The following is a 15137-nucleotide window of genomic DNA, read 5'->3' on the forward strand; positions in this document are numbered from 1 at the left end:
AGAAGGCATTACCTCATGAGCAGCAACGAGACGCCCCGCGGCCCCGTCGACTCCTCCCGCATCCCGCGGTACGCCGGACCCGCGACCTTCGCCCGGCTGCCCCGCCTCGACGAGGTCGGCCGTGCCGACGTCGCCGTCGTGGGCGTGCCGTTCGACTCCGGCGTCTCGTACCGGCCGGGCGCCCGCTTCGGCGGCAACGCGATCCGCGAGGCGTCCCGGCTGCTGCGGCCCTACAACCCGGCGCAGGACGCGTCCCCGTTCGCGCTGGCGCAGGTGGCGGACGGCGGGGACATCGCCGTGAACCCGTTCAACATCAACGAGGCCGTCGAGACGGTCGAGGCCGCGGCCGACGAACTGCTCGGCACCGGCGCCCGGTTGATGACCCTGGGCGGCGACCACACCATCGCCCTGCCGCTGCTCAGGTCCGTCGCGAAGAAGCACGGCCCGGTCGCGCTGCTCCACTTCGACGCCCATCTCGACACCTGGGACACGTACTTCGGCGCGGAGTACACGCACGGGACCCCGTTCCGGAGGGCAGTCGAGGAGGGCATCCTCGACACCTCGGCCCTCTCCCACGTCGGCACCCGCGGCCCGCTGTACGGCAAGCAGGACCTCACCGACGACGAGAAGATGGGCTTCGGCATCGTCACCTCGGCGGACATCTACCGCCGCGGCGCCGACGAGGTCGCCGACCAGCTGCGGCAGCGGATCGGCGACCGCCCCCTCTACATCTCCATCGACATCGACTGCCTGGACCCGGCCCACGCGCCCGGCACGGGCACGCCGGAGGCGGGCGGCATGACCTCCCGCGAACTGCTGGAGATCCTCCGCGGCCTCGCGTCCTGCAACCTCGTATCGGCCGACGTCGTCGAGGTCGCGCCCGCGTACGATCACGCGGAGATCACGTCGGTGGCCGCGTCCCACACGGCGTACGAACTGACCACGATCATGTCCCGCCAGATCGCCGCGGCGAGGGCTCAGGAGAAGGCTGCGAAGTGACCCACGACCACGACCTGGAACTCCGCCCGACCCAGGCGCAGATCTCCGCCGCTCTGAACCCTCCTCCCGGCCGCAACGGCGGAGACCTGGTCGTGGAGACACTCGCCGCCCTCGGCACGACGACCGTCTTCGGCCTGCCCGGCCAGCACGCGCTGGGCATGTTCGACGCCCTGCGCCGCTCGTCCCTGCGGTACATCGGGCTGCGGGTGGAGAACAACGCCGGGTTCGCGGCGGACGCGTACGGCCGGATCACCGGTGAGGCGGCACCGCTGCTGCTGTCGACGGGGCCGGGCGCGCTGACGTCTCTCGCGGCGTTGCAGGAAGCGGCGGCGGCATCGGCCCCCGTCCTGGCGATCAGCAGTCAGATCCCTTCCGCCGGCCTGGGCGGCGGCCGGCACGGCTACCTCCACGAACTCCCGGACCAGTCCGCCTCCTTCCGTGGCGTGGTGAAGTCCGTCCACACGGTGCGCACCCAGTCCCAGATCCCGTCCGCGATCGAGGCGGCCTGGAAGTCGGCGCTGACCGCCCCGCACGGGCCGGTGTGGGTGGAGATCCCGCAGGACGTCCTCCTGGCCGAGACCGCGATCCCGGTGGTCACGGGCGGCGACGCCTTCCCCGAGGACCTGCCCCCGCGCCCCGAACTCACCGCCGTCGCGGCCGACTTGCTCTCCCGCGCCGCCCGCCCGGCGATCATCGCGGGCGGGGGAGTGGTACGGGCGGACGCGTCCGGCAAGCTGCGGCAGCTGGCGGAGGTGCTGCGGGCGCCGGTGGTCACGACGCCCGGTGGCAAGGGCGCGTTCCCCTGGAACCATCCGCTGTCCCTGCAGTCGTGGATCGAGGACCGGCACACGACCGACTTCCTGGAGGACGCGGACGTCCTGCTGGTGGTGGGCTCCGGGCTCGGTGAACTGTCCTCGAACTACCACACGTTCAAGCCGCGCGGCCGGGTGATCCAGATCGAGGCGGACCTCGGCAAACTGGAGTCCAACCACCCGGCCCTCGGTATCCACGCGGACGCCCGACTGGCGTTGCAGGCGCTGCTGGAGACGGTGGTGGAGCGGGCCGACGAGGGGGCGCCGGAGCGGGTGCGCGAGGTGCTGGCCCGCGTCGCGGACCGGATCGCCGGCCAGGAACTCACCCTGGAACAGGACGTGTTGGCGTCCGTCCGCAAGGCCCTCCCCGCCGACTCCCCGTCCTTCTGGGACATGACCATCCTCGCCTACTGGGCCTGGTCGGCCTTCGACGCCAAGGGCCCCAACCGCATGCACTCGGCACAGGGCGCGGGCGGCCTGGGCTACGGCTTCCCCGCGGCGCTCGGCGCGGCGGCGGCGGATCCGACACGGCCCGTGCTGGCGGTGTCCGGCGACGGCGGCGCCCTGTACTCGATCGCCGAACTGGCGACGGCCCGCCAGTACGACCTGAACGTCACCTGGCTGATCGTCGACGACGGCGGCTACGGCATCCTCCGCGAGTACATGACGGACACCTTCGGCGAGCCGACGGCAACGGAACTGACCCGGCCGGACTATGTGGCGCTGGCCGAGTCCTTCGGGGTGCCGGGGGTGCGGACGACCCCGGAGACGCTGGAGACGGACCTGGCCAAGGCGCTGTCGGCGCCGGGGCCGTCGGTGGTCGTACTCCCGGCCGTGCTGCGGATGTTCGCGCCTACGCATCTTGACTGACCACCCCCTGGACTGACGCCACGTGACGATCTAGTCTCGGTGCGCATCTACGGGGGAAGTTGCTAGTGAGCATGACAGTCGAACTACGTGTCTACGTGAACGGCGTCGGGCGGCTGGACGGCCTGCGCGAGTGGATGGGCGGGCACCCGGGCGTCGACGTGCGCATCGTGGAGCCGCCGCCCGAGCGCAACAGCCAGGGCACCGTGTGGGACTTCCTGTCGGTGGTGTGTGCCGCCGGCGGGCCGATCGTCGCCGCGGTGACCGCGCTGCAGCTGTGGATCGGCGCCCAGACCACCGAGATCGAGGTGGAGGTCGACGGGCGGCGCATCCGGGTGAACGGGCGCGACGCCGAGGTCAAGCTCCGCGAGGTCATGGAGATCGCCAGGGCACTGGAGGGACCGGCGGAGGCCCCGGATGACCCGGCGTGACGACATCGACTTCGGTCGTTCGCGCGCCATCCTGCTGGGCACCTCGAAGTACACGGCCGGATTCCAGGACCGCAGCCCCATGCCGGCGGCGCTCAAGAGCCTGGAGGAGATGCGCCGGGTACTGACCGGGCCCGCCGAGTGGCCCGCGAAGCGCATCACCTCCTTCGCGGACCGGCGCGACAGCAGCAAGGTCTTACGGGACATCGCCAAGCTGATCGACGACGTCGACGACGTGCTGCTGTTCTACTACGTCGGCCACGGCCAGCTGCTGACGAGCAACAGCGGCCGTTACGACCTCGGGCTCGCCCTCACCGACACCAGCGAGGACCCCGCGCAGCGGGCGCTGACCTCGCTCCGCTTCCGCGAGGTGCGCGAGCTGCTGGAACGCAGCAACGCCCGTATGAAGATCTTCGTTCTCGACTGCTGCTGCGCCGGCATCGCCACCCGCTACGCCGAACCCTCCGCCGGTCTCACCGGCCATGCCGACGGCTCCAGCCCGACGCGCGGCGCCGGCACTTACATCTGGACCGCCTGCAAGCACACCCAGAAGACGTACTTCGAGGAGAAGCCCGGCGGCCTGACCTACTTCACCAAGTTCCTGTCGGAGGTGGTCCGCGAGGCGCACGCCGAGGACTCCCTCGGGGCGACCGTGGCCGACCTGCACGACGACGTCCGCAACCGGCTGCGCGGCACGAGCCTGCCGGACGTGAGCATTCCGCCGATGCCGGATCTGCACTACAGCGGGCGGCCCGACCAGTTCCTGTTCGTGCGCGGCCAGGCCGCGGTGCGGGCCGCAGACGAGTTCCGCTTCGAGCCGCTGAAGGACGTCGACCCCCGCAAGATCGGCCCGTACGTCCTCAAGGCGCGGCTCGGCGAGGGCGGGGCCGGCCGGGTCTTCCTGGCGTTCACGCCCGGCGGACAGCCCCTCGCCGTCAAGGTGCTGCACGCCGACCTCGCCCAGGACCCGGAGTTCGCGAAACGCTTCGCCCGCGAGGTCGACATCGCCCAGCGGGTGCGCGGCAACCATGTGGCGCAACTGGTGGCCGCCGACCCCTGGTCCGACCCGCCCTGGCTGGCCGCCGCCTATGTGTGCGGGCCGTCCCTGCTCGAACTGGTCAGGGAAGCCGGTCCGCTGCCCACCCGGGACGTGATGCTGATCGCCTCGGGGATGGCCCGGGGACTCGGTGACATCCACGCGGTCGGCGCCATTCACCGCGATCTGAAGCCGGCCAACGTCATGCTGGACGAGACCGGGCCCAAGGTCATCGACTTCGGCATCGCCAAGTCCGTCACGGCCACCCGGATGACCCACACGAACACGCAGTTGGGCACCCCGGCCTACCGGTCCCCGGAGCAGGCGACGGGACGGCAGCCGGTCACCGCCAAGTCGGACATCTTCACGCTGGGCGCCACGATCTACCACCTCGCCACCGGCAAGGACGCCTTCGCGGCCGAGGACCCGCTCGGGGTCATCAACCTCATCGCGCACGAGGAGCCCGATCTCGACGCCCTGGACGAGGAGGTCCGGGACCTCGTGCGGCAGTGCCTGGCCAAGGACCCCGACCAACGGCCCACCGCCGCACGGGTGGTGGAGATCTGCGCGGCGGCCACCGGCCCGCTCAAGCCCGGCGCCTATCTGCCGGTGGAGAAGGCGGCCCCCGGCATCCACGCCCGCAACCAGTCGCTGCGCCGCCTCATGCAGACCGAGGCCGTCAAGCGGCCGCCCGTCACCCCGCCGCCGCCCCGGCCCCCGGGCCCAGGACCCGGCACCCCACCGCCCCCGAAACCGACGCCACCCGCCCCGCCGGTGTCACGCGGCGCGCTCGGCGCCCTGCTCGCCCTGGTCTGCCTGGTGCTCCTGATCTGGCTGCCGGTCCACTTCGCCGACGCCGGCTCGGGGGACGACAAGAGCTCCGGTTCCACGCAGCCGTCGGTGGACCCGTCCTCGTACACCGAACCGGAACCGGATCCGACGACACCCGACAGCGAGACACCGGACGATCCCACGACCGGACCCGAGGACACCCCTACGCCGAGTCCCAGCCCCACGAGTTTCTGGGAGACGACGGAGACCGGCGACTGCCTTGCCAACGAGGGCACCTATGAGAAGCCGGTGCTGCGGAAGACCGGCTGCACGGGCGGGGTCTTCAAGGTGGTGCAGGCGTACGACGACACCACGGACTCGGGGGAGTGCTCCGGTACGGCGGACGTCGACTACAACGTGAGCAACGCCTACTACGACCGCGTGCTGTGCCTCTCGTACCAGGCCACCAGCGCCTACCACGCGCGGGCCGGTGACTGTGTCTTCGGCCCGAACTCGGCGGGCAGCGCCTGGTACCGGCAGTCCTGCGCCACGGGCAACTTCACCGTGAAGGCGCGGCTCAGCGGCACGGACGACACGTCCCGCTGCCAGTCGTACGCCAATGTCGAGGAGAGCATCAAGACCACGACCCGGTGGAGCCAGTTGAACGTCGTGCACTGCCTCTCGATGAACTTCCCCGATGCCGCAGGTCGTGCCCCGGTCGGGTCCTGCCTGCTGATGACCGGCTCCGGGCAGCGGCACACCTTCCAGGCGGCCTCGTGCAGTGTGGCCAACGTGGTGGTCACCGGCCGTGTGTCCGTATACGACGACACGGCCTACTGCGGCTCCAACGGCTGGACCACCTGGCGGTCCAACGCCTTCCCGCAGATCGCCTACACGGTGTGCTTCAGACGCAACTGAGCGTTGCTGCCGCCCAGTTGCGTCCCGAAGCGCCGACTACCAGATCGCCTCCACCCACTCCGGGTGGTCGATGAACGGGTTGCGGTTGTGCTGGTAGGTGTCGTAGATGGTCTGGTTGCGCTTTTCCTCGAACGCGCTCGGCGGGTCCTCGTCGTTCCACTGCTTGAGGACCGAGAGCTTGCCGATGTAGGGGTTGGAGCCGTTGTTGACCTTCTCGTTGGGCTCCAGGTCGGCGAAGCCGTCGTCGCCCTCGTAGCGGACGGCCATGTAGAGGATCATGCGGGCCACGTCGCCCTTGTCCGCGTCGCGCGGCTCGAAGGAGTCGGAGTCGACCAGGCTGCCGCCGCCGTTCGTGACCGTGCTGCCGCCGTTGTCGAAGTCCAGGTTGCCGCGGATGCTGTTGACCTGGACGTCCGCCGGGCGCAGGTGGTGCAGGTCGGTGCCGGGACCGGTCACCTCGCCGAAGTCGCCGTGGGACTTGGCCCACACGTGCTCGCGGTTCCAGTCGCCGACGTCGCCGCCGTTGAGGGACTTGGCGCGGGAGACACCGCTGTACAGCAGGATCACGTTGTTGCTGTTGTTCGGGTCCTGGTCGGTGACCTTCAGCGCGTTCCAGACCGCGGAGTACGAGATCTTGGTGACGTTGGCGCTGATGATCGTGTGCAGGGACGACTTGAGGCTCGTGCCCGACTTGCCGATCGCGTTCTTGTAGTACGTCGAGTCGTACGCGGTCGTCGTCGCGGCGGCCGGGGTCGCGGTCAGGGCCGGGGCGGCGAGGCCCACCAGGACGGCGGCGGTGGTCAGCGCCACCGGCTTCCAGCGCCGTGTGCGTGTTGCCAGCCGTGTGCGTGTCGCCAGCATAAAGGTTGTCCCATCTACGCGGGTTGAATGGAGGCGGCAAGAGGGAGGGTGACATGGACATGAGGTCTTGGTGGTTAACGGGACGTTAAAAACGGCCCCCGACCGTGTGGTCGGGGGCCGTTGTGGTGCCGTGGTGCCGGTGTGCGTCAGCTGACGTCCGACGGGTCCAGGCGGTAGATCGACGCGGTGGTGGAGGTCGAGGTCGAGCTCGAGTTCGTACTCGAAGTCGAGCCCGACGTCGAACTCTTGCTGTACGCGCTCTCCTTGACCGCCGTGCCGTGTGCCTTCACCCAGTTGGCGACCTCGGTGGCGAGCTGGTTGTTGCCGCCCATCCCGCCGCCCATGCCGCCGCTGCTGATCTGGATGTAGTGCAGCTCGCCCTTCTTCACGATCTCCTTGAGCTTGGCGACCGTCATCCCGTTGTCGGAGCCGGTGAAGCCCCACATGGAGATGACCGGTTCCTGGGCGCTCAGCTCGATCTGCGCGGAGCTCTGCGAGTTGGACACCGCGAGCAGCCACTTGGCGCCGTCCTGGTGCTTCTTCAGATACGCGATGAGCTCGCTGGACGCGCCGCCGCCCATCCCGCCACCGCCGCCGAAGCCGCCGCGCTGACCGGTCGTACCGCCGCCGGGGGCCGTGCCGCCCGCGCCCGCCTCGCCGGTGCCGCCCGGTGCCGTACCGCCGGCTTCGCCCGTGCCGCCCGGGGCCTGCCCGGTGCCGCCCTGGGGCAGCTCGCCGTTCCCGCCGCCCGGCATCATCTCGCCGCCGCCCGGCAGTTCACCGTTCTGGCCGCCGCCGGGGAAGCCGCCCTCGGCCTGGCCGCCGGCCTGGCTGTTCTGGCCGCCCTGCTGGGTGCCGCCCGGCATCTCGCCGCCACCCGGGAAGCCGCCCCGGGTGCCGCCACCGCCGGGTCCGCCGCCGAAGCCGCCGCCCGTCGAGGGGCCCGCCGTCGGGTTCGAGCCGCCCATGCCGCCGCCGGTCGAGGAACCGAAGGCGGGCGAGGCGGCGTACGCCGTCGGGCCCGCGAGGGCCGCCACGGCCGCCGCCGCGACGGACACGGTGAACAGCCGCGCCCTGTTGCCCGAGCGGAAGACGAGCATGCCCGCGATCGCGAGGGCCATGACCACGGCGATCACCGGCCACAGCCAGGTGTTCCAGCCGGAGGCCCGGCGCAGCAGCACGATCGCCCAGATACCGGTGACGCCGAACGCGACCGGCAGCACCCATGCCCACCGCTTGTCGTTGCGGTAGGCGTCCAGCAGCATCACGCCACCGCCGCCGCACAGCGCCGCGATGCCCGGGGCGAGCGCGGTCGTGTAGTACGGGTGCATGGTGCCCTGGGCGGTCGCGAAGATGACGTAGTGGAGCAGGGTCCAACCGCCCCACAGGACCAGGCCCATGCGCTTCAGGTCGGTGCGCGGGGCGCGCCCGCACAGCACCAGGCCGCCGATCAGGGCGATCGCGGAGAACGGCAGCAGCCAGGAGATCTGGCCGCCGAGGATGTCGTTGAACATCCGGCCCAGGCCCGCGGTGCCGGAGAAGCTGCCGCCCCCGCCTCCGCCGCCACCGTTGCCCTCGCCGCCGAAGACGCGGCCGAGACCGTCGTAACCCATGATCAGGTCCCAGGCGGTGCCGTCCGTGGAGCCGCCGATGTACGGGCGGTCGGAGGCGGGCACCAGGGAGACGGCGAGCGCCCACCAGAAGCTGAAGACGGCGAGGACCACCGCGGCCAGCAGCAGGTTGACGGCGCGCTTCACCCACGGGGCCTTCGAGGCGTACAGGTAGAGCGCGAAGACGGCCGGGAGGGCGATCCAGCCCGCCAGCAGCTTGGTGTTGAAGGCGAGGCCGAAGCAGGCGGCCGAGCCGAGCAGCGGCAGCAGCTTCTCGTCACGGGTGGCACGCAGCGCGAGCGCCGCGCCAGCGACCATGAGGAACACCAGGATGGTGTCGGGGTTGTTGTCGCGGTTGATGGCGACGGTGATCGGGGTCAGCGCGAAGATCAGTGCGGCGACGGCCGCCGCGCCGTGGCCCCACACGCGCTTCACGGAAGCGTGCAGGATCCAGATCGCGCCGAGTCCTGCCAGCACCTGCGGCAGCATCATCTGCCAGGTGCCGAAGCCGAAGATCCGGCTCGACAGGCTCATCACCATCGTCGCGAACGGCGGTTTGTCGACGGTCATGAAGTTGCCCGGGTCCAGCGAGCCGAAGAACCAGGCCTTCCAGCTCTTCGTGCCGGCCCAGATGGCTCCGCTGTAGAAGGTGTTCAGGCTGGAGCCGGACAGGTTCCAGGCGTACAGGACCGCCGCCAGGACCAGGATCGCGATCAGGGCGGGCAGCGACCAGCGCGGTGCCTTGTCCGGTGGCGCCGCCGGTGGGGTGGGCGGGGGCCAGTCGGCGGACACGGTCGGGGCGTGGGGGTGGGGATCGGTGGCAGACGTCACGAGCGCATCGTGCAAACCGGGGGTGGGTGCGCGCTGTGGCGAACCTGGCTCCCGCCTGTGAATTGGCCAAGGCGGCGGTAACGCGTTGGACAGCCTTTGCCCAATGCGCCCGCTGATGCGTACAACCTTTCACCCGAACCTGTGTGTCAACAGGGGTATGAATCACCGGAGATCCACCAGACGCGCCAGGGCGCTCGCCACGGGGGCCGTGGGCCTCGGTGTGCTCATACCCTCGGTGGCCGCCGCCGTGCCCGCCGCCGCGGCCACCCCCACTGTCAGCTGTACGTCCTCCAAGGCGGCCCTGGCCACCAAGCTGAAGAAGGACATCACCGCCGCCCTCGCGGGTCGCAAGGGCACCGTCGCGGTCGGCCTCTACGACCGTTCCACCGGCACCACCTGCTCGCTGCGGGCCACCAACTCCTACGACTCCGCGAGCGTCGTGAAGGTGACCGTGCTCGCGACCCTCCTGTGGGACGCGAAGAAGCACAACCGCTACCTGACCGACACCGAGGCCGCCCGCGCCAAGGCCATGATCACCAAGTCGGACAACGACGCGACGACCAAGCTCTGGAAGCAGCTGGGCCTGACGAAGATCAAGGGATTCCTGAGTGCGGCCGGCATGACGAAGACCGTCCCCGGCGCCAACGGCTACTGGGGCCTGACCCAGATCAACGTCACCGACGAGCAGAAGCTGCTCAAGCTGATCACCGCGAAGAACTCGGTGCTGAGCGACAACTCCCGTGCCTACATCCTGAAGCTGATGGGCCAGGTCATCTCGTCCCAGCGCTGGGGCACCCCGTACGGCCGCCCCTCGGGCGTCACCTGGCACGTCAAGAACGGCTGGCTGCAACGCTCCACGCACGGCTGGCGGGTACACAGCGTCGGCACCTTCACCGGCGGCGGCCACGACTACATGATCTCGGTGCTCACTTGGGACAACAGCACCATGAACTACGGCATTACGACCATCCAGGGCGTCGCAAAGGCAATTCACAAGGATCTGGCCGCAAGCTGACGCTTCACACGGCGGTCTCCCGTGCGTCACCGACCCGTCCTACGGTGACGCCCATGCGCCTGAGAACCGTACTCGCGACCACCACCGCGGCCCTGGCGGCGGCCACCTGTCTGTCCGCCGCCGGGCCCGCCACCGCCGACGCCAACTCGTCGGCCGACCACGCCTGTTCACCGTCCGTCTCCATCGACCGCTTCTCCGACGCGCTCGACAAGACGACGTACGACGGCACCTTCGTCGGCAACTTCTCCGCGCTCGCCGTGGACAAGGACGGCTCGCTCGCGGCCCTGGAGGACAGGTCCTCCCTCTTCGACCTGGACGCGAAGACGCTCGCGCCGAAGCGGGTCGTCCCGCTCGCCGACGAGAACGGCGCCGCGCTCGACAGCGAGGGCCTGGTCATCGACCGCGACGGCACCCGCCTGATCACGTCCGAGACCGAGCCGTCGATCCGCCGCTACAGCCCCGACGGCAAGATCCTCGACCGCCTCCCGGTCCCCTCCTCCCTCCTCGTCGCCCCCGCCGGCCGGGCCACGACGAACCAGACCTTCGAGGGCCTGACCCTCCTCCCCGGCGGCCACACGCTGCTCGCGTCGATGGAGTACGCGATCTCCGGCGACTCCACCGGCATCGTCCGCTTCCAGACCTGGAACCGCACCAAGGACGACCACTGGCGGCTCGGCGCCCAGTACGCCTACCGCACCGACGAGGCCATCCTCGGCGTCCCCGAGGTCCAGGCCCTCCCCGACGGCCGCCTGCTCGTCCTGGAGCGCGGCTTCACCTCCGGCGTCGGCAACACCGTCCGCCTCTTCGTGGCCGACCCGCGCCACGCGACGGACACCAGCGGCATCGAGAACCTCACCGGCCAGGCCGGCGTCCGCCTGATCAAGAAGACCCTGCTCACGGACATCGCCACCTGCCCGTCCCTCGGCGCCACCGCCAAGCAGCCGCAGCCCAACCCGCTCCTCGACAACATCGAGGGCATGGTGATCACGGGCCGCGACAAGGACCGCTTCAAGGTCCTCCTGGTCAGCGACGACAACCAGAACGCGGTACAGACGACGCGCTTCTACTACCTGCGCGTCCGGGTCTGACCGTCACCGGGTCCTCACGTTTTGTTGCGGAGGGATGAAATCCGGTTCCGTCCGTGTTGGTGCCTTCCGGTAGATCAGGACTTCTGACGGAAGGCACCCGCGTGGCAGCGCAACGGGGATGGGCACGACGACTGGCCGGATACGCCTGGCGGTATCCCAAGGACGTCCTCCTCGCCCTCGGCTCCTCGCTCGGCGGTATGGCCGTCATGGCGCTGGTTCCGCTGGTCACCAAGGTGATCATCGACGACGTCATCGGCGATCACAGCCGGGACATGGCCCCCTGGGCCGGGCTGCTGCTGGCCGCCGCCGTCGTGGTCTACGTCCTGACCTACATCCGCCGCTACTACGGCGGCCGGCTCGCCCTCGACGTCCAGCACGACCTGCGGACCGAGATGTTCGGGACGATCACCCGGCTCGACGGGCGCCGCCAGGACGAGCTGTCCACCGGCCAGGTCGTCGGCCGCGCCACCAGCGACCTCCAGCTGATCCAGGGACTCCTCTTCATGCTCCCGATGACCATCGGGAACCTCCTGCTCTTCCTGATCTCCCTCGTGATCATGGCCTGGCTGTCGCTGCCGCTCACCCTGGTCGCGCTCGCCGTCGCGCCCGCCCTGTGGTGGATCGCCAAGCGCAGCCGCTCCAAGCTGCACCCCGCCACCTGGTACGCGCAGGCCCAGGCCGCCGCCGTCGCGGGCGTGGTCGACGGCGCCGTCAGCGGCGTACGCGTGGTGAAGGGGTTCGGGCAGGAGGACCAGGAGACCGGGAAGCTCAGGGAGGTGGGGCGGAAGCTCTTCGCCGGGCGCCTGCGCACCATCCGGCTCAATTCCACCTACACCCCCGCCCTCCAGGCCGTCCCCGCCCTCGGCCAGGTCGCCATGCTCGCCCTCGGCGGCTGGCTGGCCGTCCGCGGGCACATCACCCTCGGCACCTTCGTCGCCTTCTCCACCTACCTCGCCCAGCTCGTCGGCCCGGTCCGCATGCTCGCCATGGTCCTCACGGTCGGCCAGCAGGCCCGCGCCGGCACCGAGCGCGTCCTGGAGCTCATCGACACCGAGCCCTCGATGACGAACGGGACCAAGGAGCTTCCCGCCGACGCCCCCGCGACCGTCGAGTTCGACGACGTGTCCTTCGGTTACGACGGCGCCCCCGGCAAAACCCGCCCCGTCCTCGACGGGCTCAGCTTCGAGATCCGCCCGGGCGAGACCCTCGCCGTCGTCGGCTCCTCCGGCTCCGGCAAGTCCACGGTCTCCCTCCTCCTGCCGCGCTTCTACGACGTCACCCACGGTGCCGTCCTCGTCGGCGGCCACGACGTCCGCGAGCTCACCCTCGACTCGCTGCGGGCCGCGATCGGCCTGGTCCCCGAGGACTCCTTCCTCTTCTCCGACACGGTCCGGGGCAACATCGCGTACGGCCGTCCCGACGCGACCGAGGAGGAGATCCGGCAGGCCGCCCGCGCCGCCCAGGCGGACCGCTTCATCAAGGAGCTCCCGGACGGCTACGACACCAAGGTCGGCGAGCACGGCCTCACCCTCTCCGGCGGCCAGCGCCAGCGCGTCGCCCTCGCCCGCGCGATCCTCACCGACCCCCGCCTGCTCGTCCTCGACGACGCCACCTCCGCGGTGGACGCCCGCGTCGAGCACGAGATCCACGAGGCCCTCAAGCAGGTCATGCGGGGCCGCACGACCCTGCTGATCGCCCACCGCCGCTCCACCCTGAACCTCGCCGACCGCATCGCCGTCCTCGACGCGGGCCGCCTCGCCGACATCGGCACCCACGAGGAGCTCCAGCAGCGCTCGGCCCTCTACCGCCGCCTGCTCACCGACCCGGACGAGCTCGGCGGCGTCTCGCCCGGCCACTCCCAGCCCGCCTGTCCCCAGGAGGACACCTCGGTACGGGACGAGCTGGACGCCGAGTTCGACGCCGAGCGCGGTATCACTCCGAGGCTGTGGGCGGGCGAGCGCGTCCCCCGGGACACCGCGATGGAGGGCATGCCGGCCACGCCCGAACTCCTCGCCCAGGTCGACGCGTTGCCCCCGGCGACGGACACCCCGGACATCGACGAGGCACGGGCGGTGCGGCCGGAGGAGTCGTACGGACTGGGGCGGCTGCTACGGGGCTTCGGGCTCCCGCTGCTCGTCAGCCTCGGGCTCGTCGCGGTGGACGCCGGCATGGGTCTGCTGCTGCCCGTCCTGATCCGGCACGGCATCGACAAGGGTGTCACCGCGATGGCGCTCGGCGCGGTCTGGGCGGCGGCGCTGCTCGGGCTGGTCGCGGTGGTCGTGCAGTGGGCGGCGCAGATCGGCGAGACCCGGATGACCGGGCGCACCGGCGAGCGGGTCCTCTACTCCCTGCGCCTGAAGATCTTCGCGCAGCTCCAGCGGCTCGGACTCGACTACTACGAGCGGGAGTTGACCGGCCGGATCATGACGAGGATGACGACGGACGTCGACGCCCTCTCCACGTTCCTGCAGACCGGTCTGGTCACCGCGTTCGTCTCGGTCGTCACCTTCTTCGGCATCATGGTCGCGCTGCTGGTGATCGACGTGCAGCTGGCGCTGGTCGTCTTCGCGACGCTGCCGCCGCTGGTCGTCGGCACGTTCTTCTTCCGCCGGGCGAGCGTGAAGGCGTACGAACTCGCCCGTGAGCGTGTGTCGTTGGTGAACGCCGACCTCCAGGAGTCGGTGTCGGGGCTCAGGATCGTGCAGGCCTTCCGGCGCGAGCGGGACGGCGGGGCGCGGTTCGCGGAGCGCAGCGACAGCTACCGCCAGGCCCGTATCCGGGGCCAGTGGCTGATCTCGGTCTACTTCCCGTTCGTGCAGCTGCTGTCGTCGGTGGCCGCCGCGGCCGTGCTGATCGCGGGCGCGGGCCGCGTCGACGACGCCACGCTCACCACCGGCGCGCTGGTCGCCTACCTCCTCTACATCGACCTGTTCTTCGCGCCGGTCCAGCAGCTCTCCCAGGTCTTCGACGGCTACCAGCAGGCCACGGTCTCGCTCGGCCGCATCCAGGAACTCCTCCAGGAGCCGACCTCCACCAAGGCGGCGGACGAACCCCTCGAAGTGCTCTCCCTGCGGGGCGAAGTGGCCTTCGAGGACGTGCACTTCGCGTACGGGGACGACGAAGAGGCGCTAGGCGGGATCGAGTTGAGGATCCCGGCCGGGCAGACGGTCGCGTTCGTCGGTGAGACCGGCGCCGGGAAGTCCACCCTCGTCAAGCTGGTGGCGCGGTTCTACGACCCCACCGGCGGCCGGGTCACGGTCGACGGCACCGACCTCCGCGCCCTCGACATCACCTCGTACCGCCATCGGCTCGGCGTCGTCCCGCAGGAGGCGTACCTCTTCCAGGGCACCGTCCGCGACGCCATCGCCTACGGCCGCCCGGACGCGACCGACGCCGAGGTGGAGGCGGCGGCCCGCGCGGTCGGCGCGCACGAGATGATCGCCACCCTCGACGGCGGCTACCTCCACGAGGTCGCCGAGCGCGGCCGCAACCTCTCCGCGGGCCAGCGCCAGCTCATCGCCCTGGCCCGCGCCGAACTGGTCGACCCCGACATCCTCCTCCTCGACGAGGCGACCGCCGCCCTGGACCTGGCCACGGAAGCCCAGGTCAACCAGGCCACCGACCGCCTGACGGGCCGCCGCACCACCCTCGTCGTAGCCCACCGCCTGACCACGGCGGCCCGCGCCGACCGGGTCGTGGTCATGGATCACGGCCGGGTCGTCGAGGACGGCACGCACGACGAACTGCTCGCGCTGGACGGGCGGTACGCCGGGTTGTGGCGGACCTTCGTGGGGGCGCCGGACACGGAGGAGCCGGTCGGCGTCTCGCGTTGACGGGCGTGCAACCGTCCGACATACGTCGTGCGTCCGTACAGCCGTACGCTTTCTGACGGCTGCACGGG

The 15137-nt window shown here is 70.7% G+C and carries 9 protein-coding genes; 7 read left to right on the plus strand and 2 right to left on the minus strand.

Translation table 11 applies throughout. The features are described from left to right. Positions 1 to 15 precede the first annotated feature (15 nt). From speB to ABZ848_RS28550, 4 genes are all read left to right on the plus strand, one after another. Positions 16 to 999 carry an agmatinase gene (gene speB, locus ABZ848_RS28535; protein ID WP_360836457.1) on the plus strand — a complete coding sequence of 328 codons (984 nt, stop codon included), beginning with the start codon at positions 16 to 18 and terminating at the stop codon, positions 997 to 999. After that, positions 996 to 2681, plus strand: coding sequence for a thiamine pyrophosphate-binding protein (locus tag ABZ848_RS28540; protein WP_360836459.1), 1686 nt, complete (start codon positions 996 to 998; stop codon positions 2679 to 2681). The genes speB and ABZ848_RS28540 overlap by 4 nt, the downstream gene beginning before the upstream one ends. A gap of 71 nt (positions 2682 to 2752) precedes the next feature. Further along, positions 2753 to 3109, plus strand: a complete 357-nt coding sequence (locus ABZ848_RS28545) for a hypothetical protein (protein WP_360836460.1) — start codon at positions 2753 to 2755, stop codon at positions 3107 to 3109. After that, entirely contained in the window at positions 3096 to 5831 is a 2736-nt protein-coding gene (locus ABZ848_RS28550; protein WP_360836462.1) for a protein kinase, read from the plus strand. The genes ABZ848_RS28545 and ABZ848_RS28550 overlap by 14 nt, the downstream gene beginning before the upstream one ends. Positions 5832 to 5867: 36 nt before the next feature. Here the strand turns inward: ABZ848_RS28550 and ABZ848_RS28555 are convergent, their stop codons facing one another. Next, a complete protein-coding gene (locus tag ABZ848_RS28555) occupies positions 5868 to 6692 on the minus strand; it encodes an endonuclease (protein ID WP_360836463.1) in 825 nt (274 codons plus the stop codon). A 146-nt stretch (positions 6693 to 6838) separates the two neighbouring features. Continuing rightward, on the minus strand, positions 6839 to 9133 hold the full coding sequence (locus ABZ848_RS28560; protein ID WP_360836464.1) for a glycosyltransferase family 39 protein: 2295 nt from the start codon (positions 9131 to 9133) through the stop codon (positions 6839 to 6841). A gap of 157 nt (positions 9134 to 9290) precedes the next feature. Between ABZ848_RS28560 and ABZ848_RS28565 the strand changes: the two genes are divergently transcribed. The 3 genes from ABZ848_RS28565 to ABZ848_RS28575 all read left to right on the plus strand — a co-directional run bounded on the left by ABZ848_RS28565 (position 9291) and on the right by ABZ848_RS28575 (position 15069). Beyond that, a complete protein-coding gene (locus ABZ848_RS28565; RefSeq protein WP_360836465.1) occupies positions 9291 to 10148 on the plus strand; it encodes a serine hydrolase in 858 nt (285 codons plus the stop codon). A gap of 53 nt (positions 10149 to 10201) precedes the next feature. After that, the gene (locus tag ABZ848_RS28570; RefSeq protein ID WP_360836466.1) at positions 10202 to 11236 is read left to right on the plus strand and encodes an esterase-like activity of phytase family protein; all 1035 of its coding nucleotides are present in this window, start codon (positions 10202 to 10204) and stop codon (positions 11234 to 11236) included. 101 nt (positions 11237 to 11337) lie between these two features. Continuing rightward, the gene (locus ABZ848_RS28575) at positions 11338 to 15069 is read left to right on the plus strand and encodes an ABC transporter ATP-binding protein (protein WP_360836468.1); all 3732 of its coding nucleotides are present in this window, start codon (positions 11338 to 11340) and stop codon (positions 15067 to 15069) included. Positions 15070 to 15137: the final 68 nt, after the last annotated feature.

The sequence above is a fragment of the Streptomyces sp. NPDC047081 genome, from assembly GCF_040643775.1.
Classification (GTDB): Bacteria; Actinomycetota; Actinomycetes; order Streptomycetales; family Streptomycetaceae; genus Streptomyces.

Coding starts and splice junctions, on each gene's coding strand:
- speB (WP_360836457.1), top strand. CDS start 16: ATGAGCAGCAACGAGACGCCCCGCGGCCCCGTCGACTCCTCCCGCATC.
- ABZ848_RS28545 (WP_360836460.1), top strand. CDS start 2,753: ATGACAGTCGAACTACGTGTCTACGTGAACGGCGTCGGGCGGCTGGAC.
- ABZ848_RS28550 (WP_360836462.1), top strand. CDS start 3,096: ATGACCCGGCGTGACGACATCGACTTCGGTCGTTCGCGCGCCATCCTG.
- ABZ848_RS28555 (WP_360836463.1), bottom strand. CDS start 6,692: ATGCTGGCGACACGCACACGGCTGGCAACACGCACACGGCGCTGGAAG.
- ABZ848_RS28565 (WP_360836465.1), top strand. CDS start 9,291: ATGAATCACCGGAGATCCACCAGACGCGCCAGGGCGCTCGCCACGGGG.
- ABZ848_RS28570 (WP_360836466.1), top strand. CDS start 10,202: ATGCGCCTGAGAACCGTACTCGCGACCACCACCGCGGCCCTGGCGGCG.